Source organism: Hahella sp. CR1 (assembly GCF_029813005.1).
In the GTDB taxonomy this organism is placed as follows: Bacteria; Pseudomonadota; Gammaproteobacteria; order Pseudomonadales; family Oleiphilaceae; genus Hahella.
In genome coordinates, this window is record NZ_JAPELK010000002.1 from 40,573 (window position 1) to 61,991 (window position 21,419).

The 21,419-nt window shown below is 55.6% G+C and carries 16 protein-coding genes; 5 read left to right on the forward strand and 11 right to left on the reverse strand.

Translation table 11 applies throughout. The features are described 5' to 3' along the window. Positions 1-6: 6 nt before the first annotated feature. From ONV78_RS05770 to ONV78_RS05805, 8 genes are all read right to left on the reverse strand, one after another. Positions 7-1,053 (reverse strand): MBL fold metallo-hydrolase, encoded by a 1,047-nt coding sequence (locus ONV78_RS05770; protein WP_279501817.1) that lies wholly within the window; start codon positions 1,051-1,053, stop codon positions 7-9. Positions 1,054-1,124: 71 nt separating this feature from the next. Continuing rightward, positions 1,125-1,892 carry an SAM-dependent methyltransferase gene (locus ONV78_RS05775; RefSeq protein WP_216735861.1) on the reverse strand — a complete coding sequence of 256 codons (768 nt, stop codon included), beginning with the start codon at positions 1,890-1,892 and terminating at the stop codon, positions 1,125-1,127. A 138-nt stretch (positions 1,893-2,030) separates the two neighbouring features. Further along, positions 2,031-5,330 carry a benzoate-CoA ligase family protein gene (locus ONV78_RS05780; RefSeq protein ID WP_279501821.1) on the reverse strand — a complete coding sequence of 1,100 codons (3,300 nt, stop codon included), beginning with the start codon at positions 5,328-5,330 and terminating at the stop codon, positions 2,031-2,033. A gap of 31 nt (positions 5,331-5,361) precedes the next feature. After that, positions 5,362-6,882, reverse strand: coding sequence for an FAD-dependent oxidoreductase (locus tag ONV78_RS05785; RefSeq protein ID WP_279501822.1), 1,521 nt, complete (start codon positions 6,880-6,882; stop codon positions 5,362-5,364). 48 nt (positions 6,883-6,930) lie between these two features. Next, complete coding sequence (locus ONV78_RS05790) at positions 6,931-8,118, reverse strand: Phenylacetic acid catabolic protein (protein ID WP_216735858.1); 1,188 nt, start codon at positions 8,116-8,118, stop codon at positions 6,931-6,933. A 4-nt stretch (positions 8,119-8,122) separates the two neighbouring features. Further along, complete coding sequence (locus tag ONV78_RS05795) at positions 8,123-9,523, reverse strand: enoyl-CoA hydratase-related protein (RefSeq protein WP_279501824.1); 1,401 nt, start codon at positions 9,521-9,523, stop codon at positions 8,123-8,125. A 28-nt stretch (positions 9,524-9,551) separates the two neighbouring features. Beyond that, positions 9,552-10,532 carry an NAD-dependent epimerase/dehydratase family protein gene (locus tag ONV78_RS05800; RefSeq protein WP_279501826.1) on the reverse strand — a complete coding sequence of 327 codons (981 nt, stop codon included), beginning with the start codon at positions 10,530-10,532 and terminating at the stop codon, positions 9,552-9,554. Positions 10,533-10,620: 88 nt separating this feature from the next. Continuing rightward, entirely contained in the window at positions 10,621-11,337 is a 717-nt protein-coding gene (locus ONV78_RS05805; RefSeq protein ID WP_216735855.1) for a nitroreductase family protein, read from the reverse strand. A 224-nt stretch (positions 11,338-11,561) separates the two neighbouring features. On the opposite strand from ONV78_RS05805, the gene ONV78_RS05810 reads away from it, so the two are divergent. From ONV78_RS05810 to ONV78_RS05825, 4 genes are read left to right on the forward strand one after another with little or no spacing between them, the layout of a single operon-like run. Continuing rightward, a complete protein-coding gene (locus ONV78_RS05810) occupies positions 11,562-12,176 on the forward strand; it encodes a Dabb family protein (RefSeq protein WP_279501827.1) in 615 nt (204 codons plus the stop codon). A gap of 49 nt (positions 12,177-12,225) precedes the next feature. Further along, positions 12,226-13,080: an outer membrane lipoprotein-sorting protein gene (locus ONV78_RS05815; RefSeq protein WP_127969851.1), complete on the forward strand. Its 855-nt coding sequence runs from the start codon at positions 12,226-12,228 to the stop codon at positions 13,078-13,080. A gap of 23 nt (positions 13,081-13,103) precedes the next feature. After that, positions 13,104-14,366, forward strand: coding sequence for a hypothetical protein (locus tag ONV78_RS05820; RefSeq protein ID WP_279501828.1), 1,263 nt, complete (start codon positions 13,104-13,106; stop codon positions 14,364-14,366). Between the two features lie 14 nt (positions 14,367-14,380). Then, entirely contained in the window at positions 14,381-16,711 is a 2,331-nt protein-coding gene (locus ONV78_RS05825) for an efflux RND transporter permease subunit (protein WP_279501829.1), read from the forward strand. A gap of 726 nt (positions 16,712-17,437) precedes the next feature. On the opposite strand, the gene ONV78_RS05830 is transcribed toward ONV78_RS05825, so the two are convergent. Beyond that, entirely contained in the window at positions 17,438-17,899 is a 462-nt protein-coding gene (locus ONV78_RS05830) for an Lrp/AsnC family transcriptional regulator (RefSeq protein ID WP_216735850.1), read from the reverse strand. A 147-nt stretch (positions 17,900-18,046) separates the two neighbouring features. On the opposite strand from ONV78_RS05830, the gene ONV78_RS05835 reads away from it, so the two are divergent. Continuing rightward, positions 18,047-18,970 (forward strand): DMT family transporter, encoded by a 924-nt coding sequence (locus ONV78_RS05835; RefSeq protein ID WP_279501832.1) that lies wholly within the window; start codon positions 18,047-18,049, stop codon positions 18,968-18,970. A gap of 137 nt (positions 18,971-19,107) precedes the next feature. Here the strand turns inward: ONV78_RS05835 and ONV78_RS05840 are convergent, their stop codons facing one another. Beyond that, on the reverse strand, positions 19,108-20,073 hold the full coding sequence (locus tag ONV78_RS05840; protein WP_216735849.1) for a LysR family transcriptional regulator: 966 nt from the start codon (positions 20,071-20,073) through the stop codon (positions 19,108-19,110). A 720-nt stretch (positions 20,074-20,793) separates the two neighbouring features. Further along, positions 20,794-21,111 carry a 2Fe-2S iron-sulfur cluster-binding protein gene (locus ONV78_RS05845; RefSeq protein ID WP_216735848.1) on the reverse strand — a complete coding sequence of 106 codons (318 nt, stop codon included), beginning with the start codon at positions 21,109-21,111 and terminating at the stop codon, positions 20,794-20,796. Between the last annotated feature and the right edge of the window lie 308 nt (positions 21,112-21,419).

Genomic DNA, 21,419 nt, shown 5'->3' on the forward strand with positions numbered 1-21,419 from the left:
ATGACCTTACACCGAAGACGCGCAGGCGGTTTCCTCCCTCTGCTGGTCGGCTTGGGAGACGGATTTGAAAGACCAGGTTTTCTCGCCCTCGCGATGCATCAACCCGATGCTTTCAAGATAACGCAGGTGCGCGGCGGTCTCCCCCAGCGCAAACATATACTGGTGAGGCGGCAGCTCCGTATTGAACAGCATGCCCACCGCTTCGTACACAGTAGTCGGTTCGCCGCAACCGCTCAAAAGTTTCTGCAACTGCCGATGATGATGCATTTTGATCTCGGCGATGCGTTCATGGTAGTTCTCGGAAGGCAGTCCATGGGCAGGAAAGTATCTGGCGCAATCAATCGCCAGAAAATCTTCCAGGGACAACAGGTAGTTTTCAAGTGGGTTAGACAGGCCGCCCACGATAATGCCGATATTCGGGGTGATTTTCGGCAGCACGTGGTCGCCGGTGATCATCTCACGGCTGGCCTCATTCCACAGACACAGATGCTCTGGAGAGTGGCCGCTGCCGCTGACCACGCGCCAGTCGCCGCTGGCGGCGCTGATGATATCGCCAGCGCGCAAGAACTTGACCTGTAAAGGCAGTTCCTTCACCAGACGCTGATAGTTGCCGCGGTTTTCGATCAGTTGCTCGAAACGCTCCCCGTCCACGCCAAACGCCCGGTAGTGCGCCGCGTAGCGGGGAATCGCGCTTTCCGCAGGGGAAAACCACAGCCGCTGCGCCATCAGCCAGTCCCCTTCGGAAATATAGGCGTCCGCCTTGAAGCGGCGCTGCAGCCAGGCCGCCTGACCAATATGATCCGGATGCAGATGGGTGATCAGGATCTTCTTGATCGGCTTTTGCTGGAAGACCGTATCCGCCAACGCTTCCCATGTCTCACGCACAGCGCGATGATTCAGGCCGGTATCGACCAGAATCCACCCGTCCTGATCATCAATCAGATACAGGTTGATATGATCCAGGCGAAACGGCAGCGGCATTTTCAGCAGGAATACGCCCTGCCCCACCTGAACCGGACTCCCGAAAGGGATGTCCTTGTGTATGTTATCCATATCTTATTCCTCGTGCGTTAACCGCGATCCATGGGAAGAGCGAGCGAACCGCTCGGCATGCCTGACGCGAATCACTCTTTACGCAGTTCAATACCGTAGATATCGAAACCGATGCCCGCTGTCATTTTGGAAGGCGGCCAGTTCACCCACTCCCACAACGGCATGGGGCGACGCGTGACTTTCCAGGGGGCAAACAGTTCGCAGAACTTGTCCACGTTACGAATGTGCATGGGCGCATTGACCTTCTTGAAGAAGGTGCGAATGAACTTGGCGCGCAGGTCGCTCTCCGATCCGGTGATGCCGGTGGTGCTGATTTTCAGCACGGAGCCCGGCGCGCACCAGTCGTACAGGTATTGGAAGGTGCTCTTGATTTCCGCGTCGTCCACGAACATCAACACCGCGTTGGAACCAAAAGCCACTTTTCTGGAATCATCGAAGAAGCCGTCCACCAGACCTTTTTCCAGCAACCCTGGCAACGCGCCGACGCTGGAGGTTTCGTATCTTGCGCTGGCGCCGGCGGGCAGTTTTCTGCGCGCGTGCTCAACGATGTCCGGGTTGTGATCGACGTACATGATATTGGCTTCGGTCGCCCACTCATGACCTCTGGGAATGGGGCCCGCGCCGATATCCAGAATATTGTTGAAGCCTTCCTGCTGGTAGCCCTCGTACATCTGCCGGACAAACGCGCGGTTGATGCGCATCTTCTCCGGGAACGGGGTGATGAATCCCATCAGGCCTGTAATGATGGAGTCTTTCCAATCGTGGTAGTCACCCTCATCCAAAGCCGCGCTGTAAAGTGTGGCCGTGTTTGAATAGTACTTTGGGTTACTGAAGCTCATTCTACTTCTCTCCGTAAGAGTATTGTTTAGAGCCCCCCACCTCCTCCGCCCGTAGGCGGAATCAGTTTCTTTGGGGGAAGTTTTTTTATTAGTCCGCCGCGCCGGGCCCATCCCAACGTCGGCGTTTAGAGTGCGGCGCTACTGCGCCATGTTCAGCTCCCGTTCTGGAGCGCTTTCTCTCACCGGTCTGGCCCAGATGACTTCCTGAGCCATATCCCGCAGGATCGCCTTGGCGATTTTGCCGGTGGCGGTGCGGGGCAGTTCGTCCAGCGCCTCCACGCAATGAGGGGTTTTGTATTTAGGCAGACGCTCCCGCAGGAAGCGGTGCGTATCGGTCTCCACCCGCTGTTTGTCCTCGAAGCTTTCCGCTTCCCGGGCCACCACATAGGCTTTGGATTTCAATAGCCCGTCGTTGCCCTGGAACACCACCACGGAGGACTCCGCCACCGCCGCCAGCTCACCCAGCACCGCTTCGATCTCCAGAGTGGAGACCCACAGGCCGGAGGATTTGTAGGTGTCGCCATGTCTGCCGACAAAGACATACTCGCCTTTGTCGTTGGCGAAGTAGCGGTCGCCGGTCAGCAGTGATCCGTCGTAAAAGGTTTCCGCCGTCTTGGCGGGATTGTTCCAATAGCCCTGCGCCAGGGTAGGCCCTTTCACCCGCAGCTCGCCGATGGCGTTTTCCGTCAGGACTTTGCCGTTCTCATCGCATACACAAAGCTCATAGCCAGGCACAGCGCGGCCGTAATAGCTTTCCTTGGCGGAGGAATGGTTGGAGACGCAGAAGATATGCAATGCCTCAGTGCTGCCAATGCCATCCAGCACTTCCACACCGGTGGCGGCGCACCACTGTTGCGCCAGCTTGATCGGCAGCGCTTCGCCGGCGCTGACGCATAAGCGTACGGAGCGGAAGTTGTCTTCCGTCGCGCCGCCGCCCTCCAGGATGCCCCGATACACCGCCGGCACCGCGAAGAAGACCGTCGGCTTGAGCTGTCCCAAAATATCCCGAATCACTTCCGGGGCCGCCTTGGTGCTGCACAACAGCGCGGTGGCGCCGAAGTACAATGGGAAGTACAGCGAATTGCCCAGTCCATAGGCGAAGAACAACTTGGAGGAAGAGAAAATACGGTCGCGGTCGTTGATCTTCAGGGTTTTGCGCGCAAAATTCTCCGCGCTGAAGCCCATGCTCACCTGGCGATGAATCGCGCCTTTGGGTTTGCCAGTGCTGCCGGAGGTGTAGAGAATGAAGCCGATGGTTTCATCGCTGACCGGAAGAATATCCTCCACCGGCTCCATGCGGGAGGTGGCGATGTCCTCGTAGCTGACCACTTCCACATGGGTCTGCTCGTTGATCTGCTCTACGGAGTAACGAGCCACCAGTTCCGCCTCGGTGATCAGCAGCTTGGCCCCGGAATCCTCCAGATAATGAGTCAGCTCCTGCTCTTTCGAGAAGGTGTTGAGCGGAATCGCGATGGCGCCGATTTGCTGCGTCGCCAGGAACATCGCCAGATATTCGGGACGGTCGTTCAGCAGCAGCGCCACACGGTCGCCCTCGTCGATGCGACTGGCTTTCAGGAAACCGGCGTATCGACTGGTCAGGCTCCACAGTTCGTCGTAAGTGTATGAAACGTCCAGCGTCTCCACCGCCGCTTTGCCGCCAAGTCCGGTTTCAACATGCTTTTTCAACAGAAAGTAAGCCGCGTTTTTTGTGGCCGCGCTGCTTATCAAAGATTTGTCGTCCATCGCTAATCGCCCTCTGTCTATCATTGCGGAGAGTTGTTCGGCGCTGATCAGCTCCGCGTGTACTTCATCGGATTCTGAGTCATAGCGGGTCAGCGTCCGTTGTGAGCTCAGGGCGGGATTTTCATCCCCGAAATCGTCCCGGAAGAAACAGCCGCGGCTTTCCTGCCGGGCCAGGGAGGAGCGCATAATGGCCTCGCCCACCAGCAGATAGGCCACCACGTCATCCAGTTCCCGGTGTTGCGCCGTCAGCGCGCGTCGTTGATCCCGAATCCAGTCGGCGAAGGCTGCCGCGCCTTCCACATCCACGCCGCTTTCCTGATAGCGCTGCAATCCCTGCTGCAACTCCGCCACCAACTTCTTGTCATAGGCGGACGCTTTGTCATCCAGCTCGAACGGCGTAGACAGCAAATGTCCCTGCCGCTTGAGCAAGTCGATCTTTTCAGAAATCACTTTGGCGGCGCAGAGATACAACGCCCACGGCAACCCTCCGACCCGATGAGCGCCGTAGTCGTGCATGGCTTCGCCGCACACAAACACGTTCTTCAGGTTGGTTTTGAATTTGTGGTGGGCCACGCCGCCCATGGAGAAATAGGAGATCTGACGAATGCGGCTGCGATCCACCGGATAAGCGTCCGCGACCAGCGCCTTGATCTCGCTGAACGTCTCAAAGTTGTACTCCCGTTCATGCCGGTTCACCGCTTCAAGAATCTCCCGCAAAGCGTCTTGACTGGCTTCCGGGCAGCGCTCCACCAGACCGGCGATCAAGGCTTCTTTGTCCGCGCAGATATCTTCGATATCGTCGGAGCCGACTACGGCGATGCGTTTGATGCTGCGGTGCAGTTCGCGATAGCGAAAGTCCACGTAGTATTTAAGATCGCCGCCCTTACGCCAGGTCATAAACGCCTGGAAGTGGTTGCTGGTGCCGCGTCCGTAGAACAGTTCCTGCTCCAGCCAGTCCACGTGTTCGCCGTTCTCGTCATAGATTTCCGCGCCAGGCAGTTCTTCCGTCGGCGTCAGGGTGCCCAGGTCCGGTTGTCCGTAGCCGTGTTTGAATACGAACTCCAGATTGCTCAACCAGCCGCCGGCGGCGAGATGGCGACCGTGCACGGAGCCGTAGGTGCCGGTTTTCACCGAACCATGGAACAGGCCGGAATAGCCGCCGGAGGCCAGCACCACCGCGCCGGCGTAAACCGCTCCGATTTGATCGCCGCTTTGATACTGCACGCCATGGCAACGCTTGGCGTCGGCGACGATACGGGTCACCCAGGCGTTGTCTAAAACGACGCCGCCCAGATAACGAATCTCCTGCAGCAGCCGCGCCAACAGATGTCGACCGGAACCGGATTTCAGCGCCACACCCAATTGGATGTTCTTGAGCGCGTCGAACTCCAACAGCGCGTCCAGTTCCGACGCCAGGTGATTTCTGGTGATGGCGCCGACGTCTGAGTGCTCTTGTCCGCGCCCCAGGTCGGTCAACCATTCCAGATAATCCCCGCGCGTCAACGGAGAGGTGTTGATGGCGCCCACCGACAAAGCGGAAGCGCCCAGCTTGCCGCCCCGATCGCTATCGCTGTAGAAGGCGATGGCGGTGGGGATGCCCTTGCGCAACAGCTTCAGCGCCGTCCAGCACCCCGCGATGCCTCCGCCCACTACGACGACATCAACGCTTATAGGATCAAGATTACTCGCAACCATGTTGTCCTCTCCGTGGTCATTTCTCAGTTGATCAGGCCAGTTCCGCGAAGTATCGGGATGACTTGTCCAACCGACGGTGCACGCCGCCGTAAATGGGGTTGCCGTAATCCCGGTAGTTATAGTCTTTCATTTCGAAGCGCACGAAATCGCGCAGGTAATCGAGCTGCTCCTGGGTCACTTCATCGCGTTCGTGCAGGTCCTTCACCATGGTGTAGAACTCTTCGAACTTGGCGACGAAGTTGTCGTCGCCGACGTTGAGCAGCAGGAACTTGGGATCATGCGGGCGCTTGATGCCGCCACGGTGCACGAAGCTCTCCGCGCCCATGAAGCAGAAGAAGCAGTAGTACTTGAACACTTCGAAGTGGCGCATGCTCTTGTAGATGCCGTCCACCATGCGGCAGACGTACTTCCACTCCTTGAACAGCGCGGTTTCGTAGTTCTCCAGATATTGACGGGAAAAGTCGTCGTCCTTGAGCATCTTGGTATGCAGCATGTCTACGATGCGATGTGCGCAAAGTAAGGTAAAGCCGAGTCCGGTGCTAAACCAACCATCACCTCCTACCGCCGAACCCGGCAACATGGCCCAACGATCGCCGACCGCTTGTTTTGTGCGAAACTGAATGCGTTTGGTCTTGATAAACGGCATCAAGGTTTCGCGTCCCTTCAACATCTTTTCGACAATCGGATAACGTCCGATGATCTCCCAGAATTCTTCTTCCCCGGTTTTGTCATTGATTGGATAGGTGTCGATATCCAGGTTCAGCCCCACACTGGTGACGCCGTTGTCGAACGGGATGAACCAGATCCAGCCGCCGTCGAAGCAGTGGTGCTGGGTGCCGCGAATACGCGGAACCGGGGTGCGTCCGATAAAGGCGTCATCGCATTCCAGACTGCTTTCAAAGTCGCCGATATCCTTGAAGTGAGTGAAAATGCTGCGGCTTTTCAGCGGCGTATCCAGTTCTTCCTGCGGCACAATCAGGTCGTAACGCTGGGAAATCAGCGAACGATGGCCGGTGCCGTCGATGATGAACCTGGTTTTGATTTCGCTGGCGCTTCCGTCTGGACGGGAGCACTTGATCACCGCGCCGTCGTCATTGAATTCAATGTCTTCAACGGTGGTTTCCTCGAAATAATCCGCGCCGTAGCTGATGGCCACGTCCACCAGATATTTGTCGCTCTCCGCACGGTACAACTGCGTGTCCACTTCCGGCGTCTGCACGATGATTTCCGGCACGGCGCCATTGCTCAGTTTGGCGGAGGACAATCCAGGTTCATGCCAGAAGTAGTGGAACAGCTCCTTGGGTCCGCAGGTGATCGGCATGTGCGCGTTCATGATGGTGTCGTAACTGGCCAGATTGACGAACTCGGGAATGTCGTATTTCTGACCCAGGTGCCGAATCGTCTTACTCATGATGGGCGTAGTCGATTCGCCCAGCGCGAAGCGCGGGTGCTTGCCCTTCTCAATCAGCGCCACAGTGTGGCCCAGTTTCGCCAGCATGATGGCGCTTGCGGCGCCTCCGAATCCTGATCCGATGATTGCAACGTCGTACATAACTTTATCCATCCGTATTAATGTGCCGTGTCTGTCCAAGGTCCCCGTCTACGCCGCCGTCATGGTCGGCAGCGCCTGACGAATCCTGTCCGTGTAGCTTCTGAAGTACTCCGTGCTACACAGTTTCTCCGGCAGCACACGGGTCAGGTAATTGATGTATTCAAAGGGGCTGATGCGATTGCCATCCACATCGAAAGTGGACTCATGTATCCCCTCGCCGCTGCGGAAGCGCAGGAAGCGAGTCGAAGGCAGCCGCAGAATCGCGGTTTCTTTCGCCATCAGACGCACCTGCTCCTTGCTCAGTTCAGGATGTCGACGCTGCAAGATGGCCGCGTTAAGAGAGTTGAGCAGCCACTCGATCTCTTTGATGTAACCGCCAATCGCCTCTTTGTTGGACATGGTTTTGAAACTGAATTCCAGGTTGGACTCGCCGCCCTCCTCGCTGCCGAACATTTCCAGCGCGCGGGGATACCAGAGATTGATCTTTTTCTGGATGTCCGCCAGGGTCCAGGGGCCTTCGCCCACCGCCGCCATTTCGCAGATTTCCTTCAGCACTTCCCAGCCGGTTTTCAGGTGGAAGGCTTCTTCTTTCAGCATCGGACGCATGCTGGCGGCCATGGGCGCGTAGGCGAACTCTTCCTGCATGGTGAGCTGGAAGCGCCCCACCCGGTCGATGAAGCAGGCGAAAGTGACGTTATCCAGCGAGTCCGTAAAAGGAATGTTGAACGCGTCCAGCACATGGGAGCCGGTGTTCATGGACAACAGCTCGTCCAGAGTGTTTTCCGCAATGCGGCTGGACCCGGTGGTGGACCAGCTGGGGTCGTGAGACAACACCCAGAACATCTGATAGGCGTGACGAAATTCTTCCGCCATGATGCGCAGCACGCTGAACTTCGCCTTATCCGTGTAGCAGGTGTTCACCGTGTCCATATGCTGCTGGATGGAGCCCAGCTCGGTGCTGCACTGGGCCTTGATGATGCGCAGCGCCTGATACAGCATGGAGCCTTTCATCTCGCGGGCGGTGGCGTACTTCTTCACGCCCTGATACTTGCCCTGATTGATGAGATCCGCTTTCACTTCGGAGAGCTTGGCGGTCAAGCGCCAGGCTGGATCATTCGGGAAGTAGACATCCCAATACTTCTCCAGCAGACCGATGTCCGGGAAGTTCTTGCGCTGCCATTCGATCAACGCGTCGTGATACTTCTTATCAATGGTGTATTCGTTAATGGCGGCCATTTTCCTATGCCCCTTTAAAGTTTGGTGTGCGTTTTTCGATGTACGCGCTCATGCCTTCCTGACTGTCCGCGCCGATGAATAGTTGCTCCTGCAGGTGGCGCTCCAGCAGCAGCGCTGAGGGAATGCTCTCCGCATAACCTTTACTGATGGCCAGTTTGGCGTAGCCGATGGCGGTGCTGGCGCCGTTGGGCGGCAGAAACCGGGTCATGTAACGCGCCACCCAGGCCAGGGGATCTTCTTCGTCGATGCAGCGGAACAGACCTGTTTCCACCAGTCGCGCCAGCGTCACTTGTTTGCCGGCGAGCGCTGCGGGAAGCTGGCTGGGATAACGTTGCAGAATTGCCAGTTCGCCCGTGGGCAACGCCACTTCCGCCGTCAATCCGGCCTGGTCGCAGAAGCGGAAGTCGCAGCCCAGCGCCAGTTCCATTTCCAGCTCCGACATGGCGCGGTTGCAGTAGAGCACGCACAGGCGGGCGAAGCCGTCGATGCGGGAGAACACCCTGCGTCCGTACTCGACCACAAAGTCATCGTTATCAATCAGCTCGTCGGCTCGCAGGAGGCCCGCAGACAGATCGATCGCCAAGGCGTATACGTCTTCGTCGATGCGGGCCTCCAGCAGCCGTTCGTTGAGCGCACGCAAGGTGGAGAACGCATCCGCCGAGGCGCTGGCTTCGGTCAGAGTAATCACCGCCAGCCCGTTCTCTTTGCGCAGGGTCGCCAATCCTTCGGGGAACGGCGTGCTCAGGCTCTGCGCCAGCGCCGCGCCGGTTTCGCTGGAGAGCGTCGGCGCCGGCTTCAGCGCATTCAGTTGCTCGCGGGTGAAAGCGATGGCGCGATTGAGGAAGCCTTCCTGGGGATAAATTTCGTCCACCAGACCGATTTCTTTCGCACGCTCCGCACTGATGAACTGCCCCTGGGTGATCATTTCCAACGCGGTTTGCGGTCCCACCAGACGCGTCAGACGTTGCGTGCCGCCCATCCCCGGGATAACGCCCAGGCGCACTTCCGGGAAACCGATGTTGTACTCGCCTTCCACCGCCACCCGCTTGTGCGCCACCAGCGCCAATTCCAGTCCGCCGCCAGTGATGTTGCCGTTGATGGCGGCGACGATCAGCTTCTTGGAATGAGTGATAGCTTCCAGCACTTCCGCGGCGTACAGAATGAAGTTGGAGTTGAACTTCTTGCCCGCGGTCAGCAGCATGCCGATGTTCACTCCGCCGGAGAAAAAGCGTGCGCCCTTGCCAGTGATGACGATCGCCTGCACCTGCGGATCCGCCTCCAGCGCCAAGAACTTGTATTCCAGTTCATGCAGCAGGTCGTAAGTCAGTGTGTTGGCGGACGGATCGTCCAATTCCAGAATGGCGATGGACTCATCCAGGCGATTGTTGATAAAGCGAAAATCCATGTTTGTCTCCTTGCTGGCGTTGCGGGAATCAGGCGGGCGACGCCTGCAGTTTTTGACCTGCGCGGGCGCGTCTCATGCTGCGCACCACATCGCCGACTTCATCGAGAAAACGCGGGTGTTTCAGGGTGAAGCCGGTGCTCTTCAATTTGGCGTTGCTGATGCGCTGGGACAGGGTCATGAACTCCACCGCGCACTTGCCGCCCAGGATCGCCACCAGCCATCTCGGCATGGTCATCACCCGCGTCTTGCCAAGCGCTCTGGCGATGGAGGTGACGAATTCGCGCTGAGTGACCGGCTGGTCGTCGGCGATGTGAAAGAATTCGCCGGCGTATTTGACGTCCGTGATATGCGCGATGGCGCGACCGACATCTTCCACGTGTCCGGTGGTGATATAGTTCTTACCGTCGCCGACCACGCCCATCTGCCCTTTTTCCAGCGGCTTGACGAAGACTTCGTCAAAGGAGGAAGTGGGCTTGTCGCCGTATACCACGCTGGGGGCCACGGCGATGATCAACGGCAATCCTTCGGCAATCGCCTGCTGGCACAGTTTGGTGGCGGGCGTCGCGACCCGGTTGAAACCGGAGGGGGTGTAGCGAATAGGAGTTTCTTCCGTCACCCAGTCCAAGCCCATGTCTTCGAAGATGGTGGTGCCGGTGACGTTGACCACCGCTTTGATGCCTTTTCGGCGCGCCAGATCGATAGTGACTTTGATCCAGCGGGTGTATTTCTCGCAGCACTTTTCCGCGTGGCTGACGCTGAAGCGCGCCGGCATGCCGTCAGTGAAAAAGCCCAGCACATTGATGGCGTAATCGATCCTGGGCAGCTTTGACAGCCACTCTTCGGGGCGGTAGACATCGCCCATGACGGGCGTGACGCCGATGGATCTCAATTTGGCGGCGCTGGCTTCACTACGCGCCAGTCCCAGTACTTTATTGCCTTTGGCGATATGGCTTCTGGCGGTTTCCTCGCCGATGAATCCGGTTGCGCCCATAATGAATATGGTGTCCACAGTGCCTCCTTCTAAAGACAGTCTTCGTTTCGCGTGCTTTTAATTGTTGTCGCAGTGGAGTCCGCCGAAGCGTCCCTGCGCCCGCCGTTCAATCCCGGTACTTGTCCTCATGGGTGAAACGGGCCGCCGGAATGCGCCTTTTGCCTGTCCCCGGCTGGCTGACGCCTTTGCCGATGGTCAGAATCATGGCGATCTCCACTCTGTCTTCATCCAGATGCAGAAGCTCGGAAACCCGTTTGTAGTTGAACCCGGACATGGGGCAGCTTTGATAGTCCAGCGATTCCGCAATCAACATCACCGACATGGCGAACAGATTCGCGGAACGCATGGCCTCATCTCTCTCCAGCGCAGGATTGTTTGCGTATATGGAACGCAGCATGTTGGCGAACGCCGCACGGTCCTGGGGATTACGGCTGTGGCAGAACGGCATGCCGGGAGTGGCCCAGGCTTTCTTGTCGGCGCACACCACCAAGATCTCCGCCGCTTCGCTGATCTGCTTTTGATTCCAGGCCGCTTTCAGAATCTCGTTTCTGAGCGCCTGGCGCCGCACCCGAATCACGCGCCAATGCTGTATGTTGAAGGCCGAAGGCGACAGACTGGCCTGCTGCAGGATGTACTCCACATCCGTTTCCGGAATGACGCAGTCCGCATGGAAGCGTTTGTAAGCCTTGCGTTTACGCAGCAGTTTCGAAAGCACCGCGGCGTCCTGACGTTGCGAGCCCGGCTTGGTGCGTTTGAAGTATCCGGTGTCCGCATCGGCTACCCAGTCTTCTATGGTTTCGTATTCGCCTTCGATGAATAACATGAGCCTGCAATCCGTGATTTCGCTGTTTGAAAAACCTTAATTGACTCCCCTTCTCGTTGGCTACAACCAAAATCGGGACACAATGTCTCACCATTAACGGTTGCTCAGAGGCGCCCCGCTCATTAAGAATTTGGCCGATAGCAAAGTTGGAACGCTTTATTTAAGTGCTTGAATTAACGAGAGATAAGGAATGCAGCAGGCGCATTTCGGAAGTGGAGCCCAGTATGAGATTCAAACCAGAGACGGGTAAATTCAGAACGGAGACAGGATTGTCCCGGTTATTTACCCAAGGCGCGGCGACCTGGACGGAAAACGACGGCTTTCTCTGGCGACTCATGCGCCAGACAGCGGAGGAATTCGCCGAAGCCGCCGAGCGGTTTCTCATTCAGGCGACGGAAAACGCCTCCGCTCCCACCGAAAAAGAACGCAAGTTCGCCCCCGCCGCCGCATTGCGCTCGTTGCGCAGCCGACTGTTCCGGGCTCACCGGGAAACGGGCGCCTACAAGCGCATTGTCATGGTGAAGTTCAAGGACGACGCCTCCGCCGCGGATATCGACAGTTTTCAGCAGGCGCTCAATCGCCTCGCCGCCCTGTCCGAAGGTCTGTTGAGCATGGATTGCGGCCCCATACATCGGCTGCAGGGAGAGGAATCCTTATCGGCGGTGTCGCCCGATGTCAGTTATGGAGATTTCATTTCCATCTGGACCTTCAAGTCGGAGCACTACCTGCAACGCTTCATCGACAATCCCGAGCACAAGAAGATCGCTGCGCGTTATTTCAAACCCGTAGTGTCCAACCGATACGTCATCAATCACCTGTCCCGGCCCCACGACGCTTGAGTCGCGGGACGACCGGCGGCGGTCACACAGGAATCAGCGGAGATTCATCATGCAAAGAGGAGCACTTTCCATCGCATTTCTGACGGCGGCGCTGACGGCCGGCGCGGTTCAGGCGGGCAATTACGACGAGAAAAACATCAACGGATATCTGGACCCGATCGCCGCTCGCCATCAGTCCGAGTCCCAGAAAAAAGGACTGGAGATTTACACTCATCAGTACCTGATTGACGAGGGCTGGACCTCAACCGAGGCGCGCATGGAAATGACTCTGGTGGACGCCCAGGGCCGCACCAGCAAGCGCCTGGTAATCAAAAAAATGATGGAGGAAGCCGGGGTGCCTGATAAAACCATCGGTATCTTCGTCGAGCCCAACGACATCAAAGGCACGGTGATGCTTACCTTTGAACAGTCCGAAGGCGCGGACAATCAGTGGCTGTTCATGCCCACCATCAAGCGCACCAAGAAGATCAACGCGCAGAACAAGTCGGGCTCTTTCGTCGGCTCCGAGTTCAGCTGGGAGGATATCTCCACCACGGAACTGTCCAAATACACGTACAACCTGCTGAGCGAAACGCCGGATTACTGGGTGGTGGAACGCACGCCGGTGTATGGCTATTCCGGTTACAGCAAGCAGGTCACCCATGTGGACAAGAGTAACTATCAGACCAGTTACATCGAGTTTTACGACGCCAAGGGCGACATGCTGAAAACCCTGACGCTGAGCGAATGGAATAAGTACGAGAACCGCTTCTGGCGTCCCAAACACTTTGAGATGGTGAACCTGCAGAACAAGAAGAAAACCATTCTGCAGCTCAGCGACTATGTGTTTGGCGCCGCTGACGGCGGCGAGTTCAACAGCTTCAACCTGAGCCGGGTGAGCAACGACACCCTGCGCCGCTTTTAACCTCGGCGGCGAAAGGGATGCTCATGCCCAGGCACTCACACTTGCGATTTGCGTCACAGCGAGCGGGCGCGGCGACCCTGGCGTTAGCCATCGCCCTGCCCCTCGGCGCCGGCGCTGCGGACATCTCCGTCACCAGCGCCTACCTCAGCCCTGAGATTTACTGGTATCCGCAGAACGGCGCGCCGATTCAGGATCATGGCAATGCGGCGCTGGCGGGGTCGGCGGAGCTGTTCACCTATCTCCCGCACAACTGGAGCCTGAAAGCCACGCCCTATGGTCGCGTGGATTTCGTTGACGACAATCGTCACCGCGTCGACTTCAAGGAACTGGACTTTGAGTACTTCCACGATAGCCACATCGTGAATATCGGTCTGCGTCATGTGTCCTGGAGCACCGTGGAAGCAGTGAACGTTCTGCCGTTGCAGGTGGCGGATGTGATCAACCAGCGCGACATCGCCGGCGATCCTGCGGGCCAGGACAAACTCGGCGCCCCCAGCATTCGCTACGCGTATCAGGCGGAATCCATGCAGTATGAAGTGTATGCGCTACCCTGGTTTCGCGAGCGCACTCTGCCCAGTCGCGAAGCCCGGGAGAATCCCACCCGCGGACAACTGGAGTTCGACGAGGACGACGCCCTGTTCACCGATGATCGGGACAATCACCGCCTGAGTTACGCGCTGCGGGTGGAGAAAGTAACCGGAGAGGTGAACCTCGCCGCCTTTCATTACGACGGTTATCGCCAGGACCCGCTATTTGCTCCCGGCTCCGAACCCGGACATTTGCGCCCGCTGTATTACAAGGTGAGAACCACGGGTTTTACAGTGCAGGGCACTGCGGGAAGCTGGTTGTACAAAGGCGAGTTCGCTTACAACAATACGGAAGAATCCAGCTCGCGCTACGCCTTGCCAACGGACTTTTTCGCCGCCGTGGCGGGAGCGGAATACACCTTTATCCGCCCAGAAGAACAAGCGGACCTCAGCGTTTTCGCCGAGTATATCTATGACTCTCGCGGCGATGACGCGCTGGGGACGCCTTTCGATCAGGATCTCTTCGTCGGCGTGCGCTGGGCCTCCAACGACTACAACGACAGCACGCTGATCGTCGGGGCCATTGCGGACCTCAATCACAGCGCGGCGGTCTATCACCTCAACTTCAAACGTCGTCTGACCCCCAATATCGCCATGGAACTGACTTTACGCGGTTACGACCCAGACGACAGCGATCCATTGTATCCCCTGCGCGATGACCAATTGATCAACGCTTCATTCACTTACTATTTCGACTGATCCGGTGATTCACTATGAACAGGCTAGCTCTCACTCTCGCCCATCTGATCATCGCCGCCCCGAAACGGGTGATTGCGTTTCTGCTGTTGATGCCCGTGCTTCTGTCGCCGGGTTTGCAATACATCAAATTCAACGACGATTATCGGGTGTACTTTTCCAAGGACAATGTGGATCTGGTGGCCTGGGAAAATCTGTTGGACACTTACTCTCGCACCGATCCGCTGATTGTGACGGTAGAGGCGACCCAGGGCGCAGACCTGTTCTCCCCGGAAGTGATGGAAGCAGTGCAGCGGCTGACGGAAGAGTTATGGCAAGTGGATTTCGTCACCCGCGTGGATTCGATCACCAACTTCCAGCACATCGAGGCGGACGCCGAAGAAATCCTGGTGGAGGATCTGGTTGTGCCGGAGAAACTGCATAATCCAGGCTACCTCAGTTCCCGCCGGACCATCGCCGAGAGCGAGCCGCGCATCAAGGACAGAATGCTGTCTTCCGATGGCAAGGTCACCGCCATCTATCTGCAGTTGATGATTCCCGACAAGGAAAACGCCATCGCCGAGGCCGCCGCCAAGGTGCGCTCCATTCGCGATGGCTATGAACAACGCTACGCCAACCTCGACATTCGTCTGGGCGGCATCGTCATGCTCAACGCCGCTTTCGATGAGTACGCCCGCGCCGATATGGCGACGCTGTTTCCACTGATGTTCCTGATTTTCATGGTCATCATGGCGCTGCTGTTCCGTTCCTGGAAAGTCACGTTGTGCATCGTGTTCTCAACAATTCTCACGGTTTTCTCGGCCTTTGGCGTCACCGGTTTTCTGGGTATCGAATTCAGTCCCCACAGCTCCATTGCACCTCACGTTATTCTCACCATCAGCGTGGCGGTGGGCATCCATGTGGCGCTCAGCTACCTGTTCGGTCGCGCCCGCTATCCAGGCCGGGACGATGCGGTCAAACACACGCTGCAACAAAATATTTATCCCGTCACCCTGACCAGCCTCACCACCGGCATTGGCTTCTTGTCCATGCTGTACAGCGATGTGCCGCCGTTCCAACACCTCGGCGTCATGTGTGCGCTAGGCGTGCTGTTCGCCTACATCAACTCCATGATTTTGATTCCTGCGTCCATGATGTTAATGAACATTCAGCGCGATCAGTCCGCCACTTCAGTGATCAGTCAGCTTTGCAAAGCGCTGGGGGAATTTCTGGTGCGCAGAAAGGCGTTAGTGGCGGTGGTGTTTCTGGGCCTGATGTCGGCGCCGCTTTATGGATTACGCTATTTCACGATCGACGATCATCCGGTGAAAATGTTCGAGAAAGGCACTGAATTCCGGGACGATGCGGACTTTATCGATCAACGTCTGGCCGGCACCACAACCATTCACTTCAGTCTCGACACCGGCGTTGAACAAGGCATTTCCGATCCGGTTTTCCTGCAAGACGCAGAGGCGTTCAAACAGCATTTGCTCGATGACCCCATGATCAATCATGTGGCGTCTTTGACTGACACGCTGAAGCGGGTCAACAAGTCTCTGCACAACGGCGATCAGGCGTTCTATAAAACGGCGGACTCTCAAGAAGCCAACGCCCAGGCGCTGCTGTTCTATGAAGCTAACCTGCCCTTCGGTCAGGAGATCAATAATGAGATCAATATCGCCAAGTCCTCCACCCGCATGATCGCCACTATCTCCTCCTCCAGCTCCAGTGAAATCATTAATCTGGTGGACCGCACGCATCAATGGCTGCAGGACAATGTACACAGTTTCAAAAGCCGGGGCGTGTCGGTGCTGGTGATGTTTTCTTACATGATTGAGCGTCTGGCGGACAATATGATCATCAACGCCGCGCTGGCCACCGTATTGATCGGCCTGGTGTTAACGCTGACCTTGGGCAGCGTGCGCCTGGGGCTGATATCCATGGCCCCCAATCTGGCGCCCATACTGGTGGCGTTTGGCGTCTGGTCGCTATGCGGAGGCTCACTGGATTTCGCCGCCGTGCTGATCTTCGCCATGACCCTGGGCGTAGTGGTGGACGACACCGTCCATTTCATCAGCAAATACCTGCGCCTGACCCGCGATCAGGGCATGACGCCCAACGAAGCCGTCGTGGAAACCTTCCGCAGCATCGGCCCCGCCCTGCTGATATCCACCGTCGTCCTGTCAGTCGGCTTCCTCGCCTTCTCCCTCAGCCACTTCCACATGAACGTGACCCTGGGCATCATGTCCTCCCTCACCTTCCTCATCGCCCTCATCTTCGACTTCATCATGCTCCCACTCCTCCTCCTGGCCTTCGGCCCCAAACCGAAGCCCGCCGCAGAAACGCTGAAAAATACCGTGACGGCTTGAAGAATTTGGGAGTGGTTGGCGCCCACCGCCTAGTGCGGTGGGTTGATAGGAGACGCGACAGAGAGGGTTCTTCCAACTCTAGGGAACCTCTGAAAAACTACCTGCGGCGTCGCCAACGTTTTTCAGAGATTCCCTAAAGAACAATTTCCCTGTTCTACACACCCCGTTCGCCCTGAGCTTGTCGAAGGGCCTCCCAGAGCGCTAATCTAAATGACCAGCCTGGGCAGAAAAAACAACTGGATTTAACGTTAGTGATCCACTAGTTCCGATGTCCGCCTGTCGATTAAGGACCACGCCTAGTTAACCAAATTGGATAAATTCAGCTTCATATGCATGACATAGATAGCCAAGGCAAAACCATGAACAAATTAAAGCCTGCACTCTATTTATTAGAAGCGGCGTCTATCATCGCAATGATAACCTGCTATATGTCTATCAGAACCGCAGGGGCTCTAGGCATTGATTCTTGGCAGAGTATAGGACTACAACTCGCGGGAAGCTTATTCTTCATATGCTTTTTCCCACTTTGCTACCTTAGCTGGTTTTCAACTGGCGAGAAAAATCTCCAGTATTACCTGAAGCAGGGCTTATTCTGGCTTTTCTCTTTTTCCGTCCTAGCCATTTACATTTCCCTTTTAAGGGTAGTTTTATGATAAACAAGCCAAGCTGACACTATCGTCTTTTACTTCTTCCACTGGCGACCTTCTTATTAGTCAACACTGTGCCTCACAACGGCAAACTCAAGTCGGCTTTTACCGCTTCGATAGCGATGATGGTGTAGAACTTACTGATCTTCATGTCGTCTGGAAACAGTTTGCGGGTGAGTAGGTCGTATTCGGCGATGTTGGCCACGTTGACTATTAATACGAAATCGAACTCCCCTGCTACGTAGTAGCATTGCTGCACTTCCGGGAATTTGATGACCCGGCGTTTGAAGGCGTCGACGATTCGCGGTCCGCCTTTTTCCAGAATTACCTGAATGATAACGGTCATTCTGTTACCCAGCAGTTGCGAGTTCAGAATCGCCACTTCCTTGTGAATAATCCCCTGCTCTCTCAATCTCTTAATGCGACGCTGGATCGCCGTGGGCGATAGGCCGATCTTCTCCGCCAGTTGTTGGGAGGTTTGCTGGCAGTCTTCCTGCAGTGCTTTGAGCAATGCGACGTCAAACGAGTCCAGTGCGTTCATTTTCGCCTCTTTTATGCGTTTATTATGAAAATAAGCGGATTTCCGACATAGTAAATCATAAATACGCAGAAATTCCCCTCAGCCCTCCTCCTAAAATGTCGTTCTGGCATTCAGCAATTAAAAGTTTCAAATAGCAGTAGGTGAATCGTGACAGTTGAGCGGGCTCGTATTGGACAAGGCATCGCCATGGGCGTCCTGGCGGCATTGATTTGGGGCATCTGGCCGGTTGTTTCCCGTCTGGGCGTGCAGCAGACTTTAACCGCCTATGATGTGGCCGCCATTCGCTTTATCGTGGCTGGCGTGATTTTTCTGCCCTGGGTCATCAAGTCGGGTTTGGGTGGCCTGACCTGGAAACAGGCGCTGATCCTCACCACCGGCGCCGGCGCGCCCTATGTTTTGATCAGCGTTGGCGGTCTCACTTTAGCGCCCGCAAGTCATGGCGGCGTCATTATTTCCGGTTGCGCCTTTTTGTTCGCCACACTGGGCAGCGTTCTGTTATTGGGCGACCGTCCCTCTTCCCAGCGCTGGATCGGTTTCATGCTGATCGCCTTGGGCATCATGAGTATTGGCTATCGGAGCGTCACCACTTCATCGGACGCTCTTGCTAACGCCTGGATTGGCGACCTGGTGTTCGTCCTGTCCGGTTTCCTGTGGGCGTCCTACACCCTCAACAGCAAACGCTACAATGTTCCGCCGGTCACCGGAGCAGCCATCGTGTCCGTTCTATCCATGCTGATATATGTTCCCGCTTATCTAACGCTCGGCGAGCCTCACCTGCTTCAGGCAAGCGGGCAGGAGTTACTGGTTCAAGGCGTTTTCCAAGGAGTCCTCGCCGCCGCCATCGCCCTGGTGTGCTACACCAAATCCATCTCCATTCTGGGCGCAGCGCAAGCCGCCGTCTTCACGTCTCTGGCGCCCGGCCTGGCGGTGCTTTTCGGTGATGTAATACTCGGCGAAACGCCAAGCTCCGCCGAATATATCGGCGTCTCTCTGGTCATACTGGGATTACTGACTTCACTAGGATTATTCAATTGGCGGAGAGCGTCTGGCGCTGTGGCGGCAGACTCCTGACAGAGCTATTTCTGATCAGGAATTCACGACTGAGAAGAATGTTCGACGCTAACTAAACCGTTCAGAAGAGCGAGCTTTCCGATATCTCCGAAGGGGGGACAATATCGGAAAGCTCCGGGCGCGCTGCTTACTTTTGTCTATTTCTGCATCAGCAACGGTTCTCTGTCGACATTCTTATGCGGGGGAATCATGGTATGGGGGGATGGGAAAACATCGTCGACATATATTTCCCAGGGAGGTATTGGGCGGGTTTCCTCTACGACGTGGTTAATGAACTTCCTGACGTGGGCGGGTTGGTGACGGGATTGGGTGTACACCAGGTTGAGATGCCGCGTGGGTTGGAAGCATTCTTTCTGAATGGGGATCAGAATGCCTTCTCTGATTTCATCCACGCACATAAACACCGGCAGTACAGCAATACCAAAGCCGTCCATCGCCATTTGTTTCGCCAATGAAAAGTCATTTATCTGCACGCGATCGCCAATCTTTTCATTGATCCGGAAATCATCCAGAAGCTTGCAATCATGCATGGCGATAATGGTGTGATTGATGACGTCATTGGGATTATCAGGCAGTCCGTTCATTTCCACATATTCCGGGCTCGCCACATAAGTAAAGGTCAATACGCCAAGTCCCCGCGCAATCATGGTCGAATCCACCAATGGCCCCAGCCGGAACGCCATGTCTATCCCTTCACTGATCAGACAAGTGCGGCGGTTGCTGAGATGTATATCGATTTTTACTTGCGGGGTTTTCTTAAGGAAATTGGTGAACAATTTCGACATGGCGTTATTGTTATTAAACGCCAGAGGCATACTGACTTTAATTTCACCTACCGGAGTGCTTTGCAGGGATTTGACCATCGCATTGGCCTCCTCCGCTTGCTGCACTATACAGGTGCAATATTGGAAATACGCTTGACCGGCGGTGGTCAATTCAAAGTTACGAGTGGTTCTCCTTATCAGGCAAACGCCTAATGATTCCTCCAATTGAATAATTTTACGACTGATGGTTTGTTTACTTATACCAAGCATCTGACTTGCGGAAGTAATGCTCTTAGTTTCCGCGACCTTGGTAAAAATACACATACTGTTAAGATCCATAGTGCATTCATCCCTAACTATAATGAAAAGCTTATTTTCTTAGTTTTATTAACGCCCGGCGTCTGGCCTCCAGCTACCGGTCAGTCGGTCCTGCGACCAACGTCTTTTCAACTAAACTGCAACCTATTCCAACAGCTGATGATCCATCTTTTTAGTTATAAACAGGTTCAACCGTCTGTGCTGTTAAATATTCACATTTGGTGAACCCTTTCAGTCGCAACGCCTTACCGCTGAACCGCAAAGAGCGCCGCCTCCGGCGGAGAACACATCACGTTCGCGCACGGAAATTCAGGGTGTCATGAACCGGCAAACCCGGTTCTTATTAGTTCCAGGGGAAGTAATAGTTATTCAGTATTTTTTGATATTTTGTGGAGTGAGCATTCATCCTCAGAGCAGAATGTAAACTGATTCGATGAAGCTTTAAATAAACCTTTAGCCTAAACCGGGATATTTTTTTAAAAAGTGCTTCCGTCACCATAACTTAACCCTATTGTCCTACAAGTTTCGACTTGGATGAAATACCCACACCCAGGGCGCCTGGATAGAGATATTTATACGTGAAGAGATCAGGAGATTGGAAACGCGGAGGCGGGATTAGTTCCGCTGACGCACCGTCGCGGACAATAAAAACGATTAAGTGATCATCCCTTTTAAGACGAACCTTAATCGCCTGCGTGCGCCCCACCGCCAAACAGCCCGGAGGGGTGAAATAAGCGAGAGTCAGTTATCTTCGGTCAACTCCAACAACAGACCGTCCAACTCTTCTGCATAACTTATCTGACACGCCAGCCTCGACACTCCCTCGATGTAATCAGGCTTGGTTTCCAGCAGTTCGGCTTCATCATAAGCAGGTTCAGGCAAGTGGCGTGCGTTCTCCCCGCGCACATGAACATGACAGGTGCCGCAAATGCAAGCGCCTCCGCAAATGGCGGCCATCTCAAAGCCGTTGTCTCGCAACAGCTCCATGAGAGAGTAACCCTCAACCGCCTGGATTTTTACTTCCGCGCCTTGCAAATCCTTCACGTTTATCGTTCCCATGCTCCACTATCACCCTGTCTTGTCTTTACTTCCCACCGCGCGGAGACATCCGCCGCACAGTCGACCCTGTTACGCCCTGACTCGCGTCGTCATTCGAAAGGCAGGTATTTTTCCTGCGTTTTTTTGGGATTCTAACAATTTCTCCGAACCCGGATAGCGTCATAACAGGGAAACATTGTCCCAATTTTGAAGCGATATTTGTCCCATTCGGTTTAATACCAGGCCACCAATACACAATTAATTCGCTTATATAAAAGCAAGTAAAGCGCGCTTTTTCCAAATTCTCACTATACGTTTCTTCTATTGAA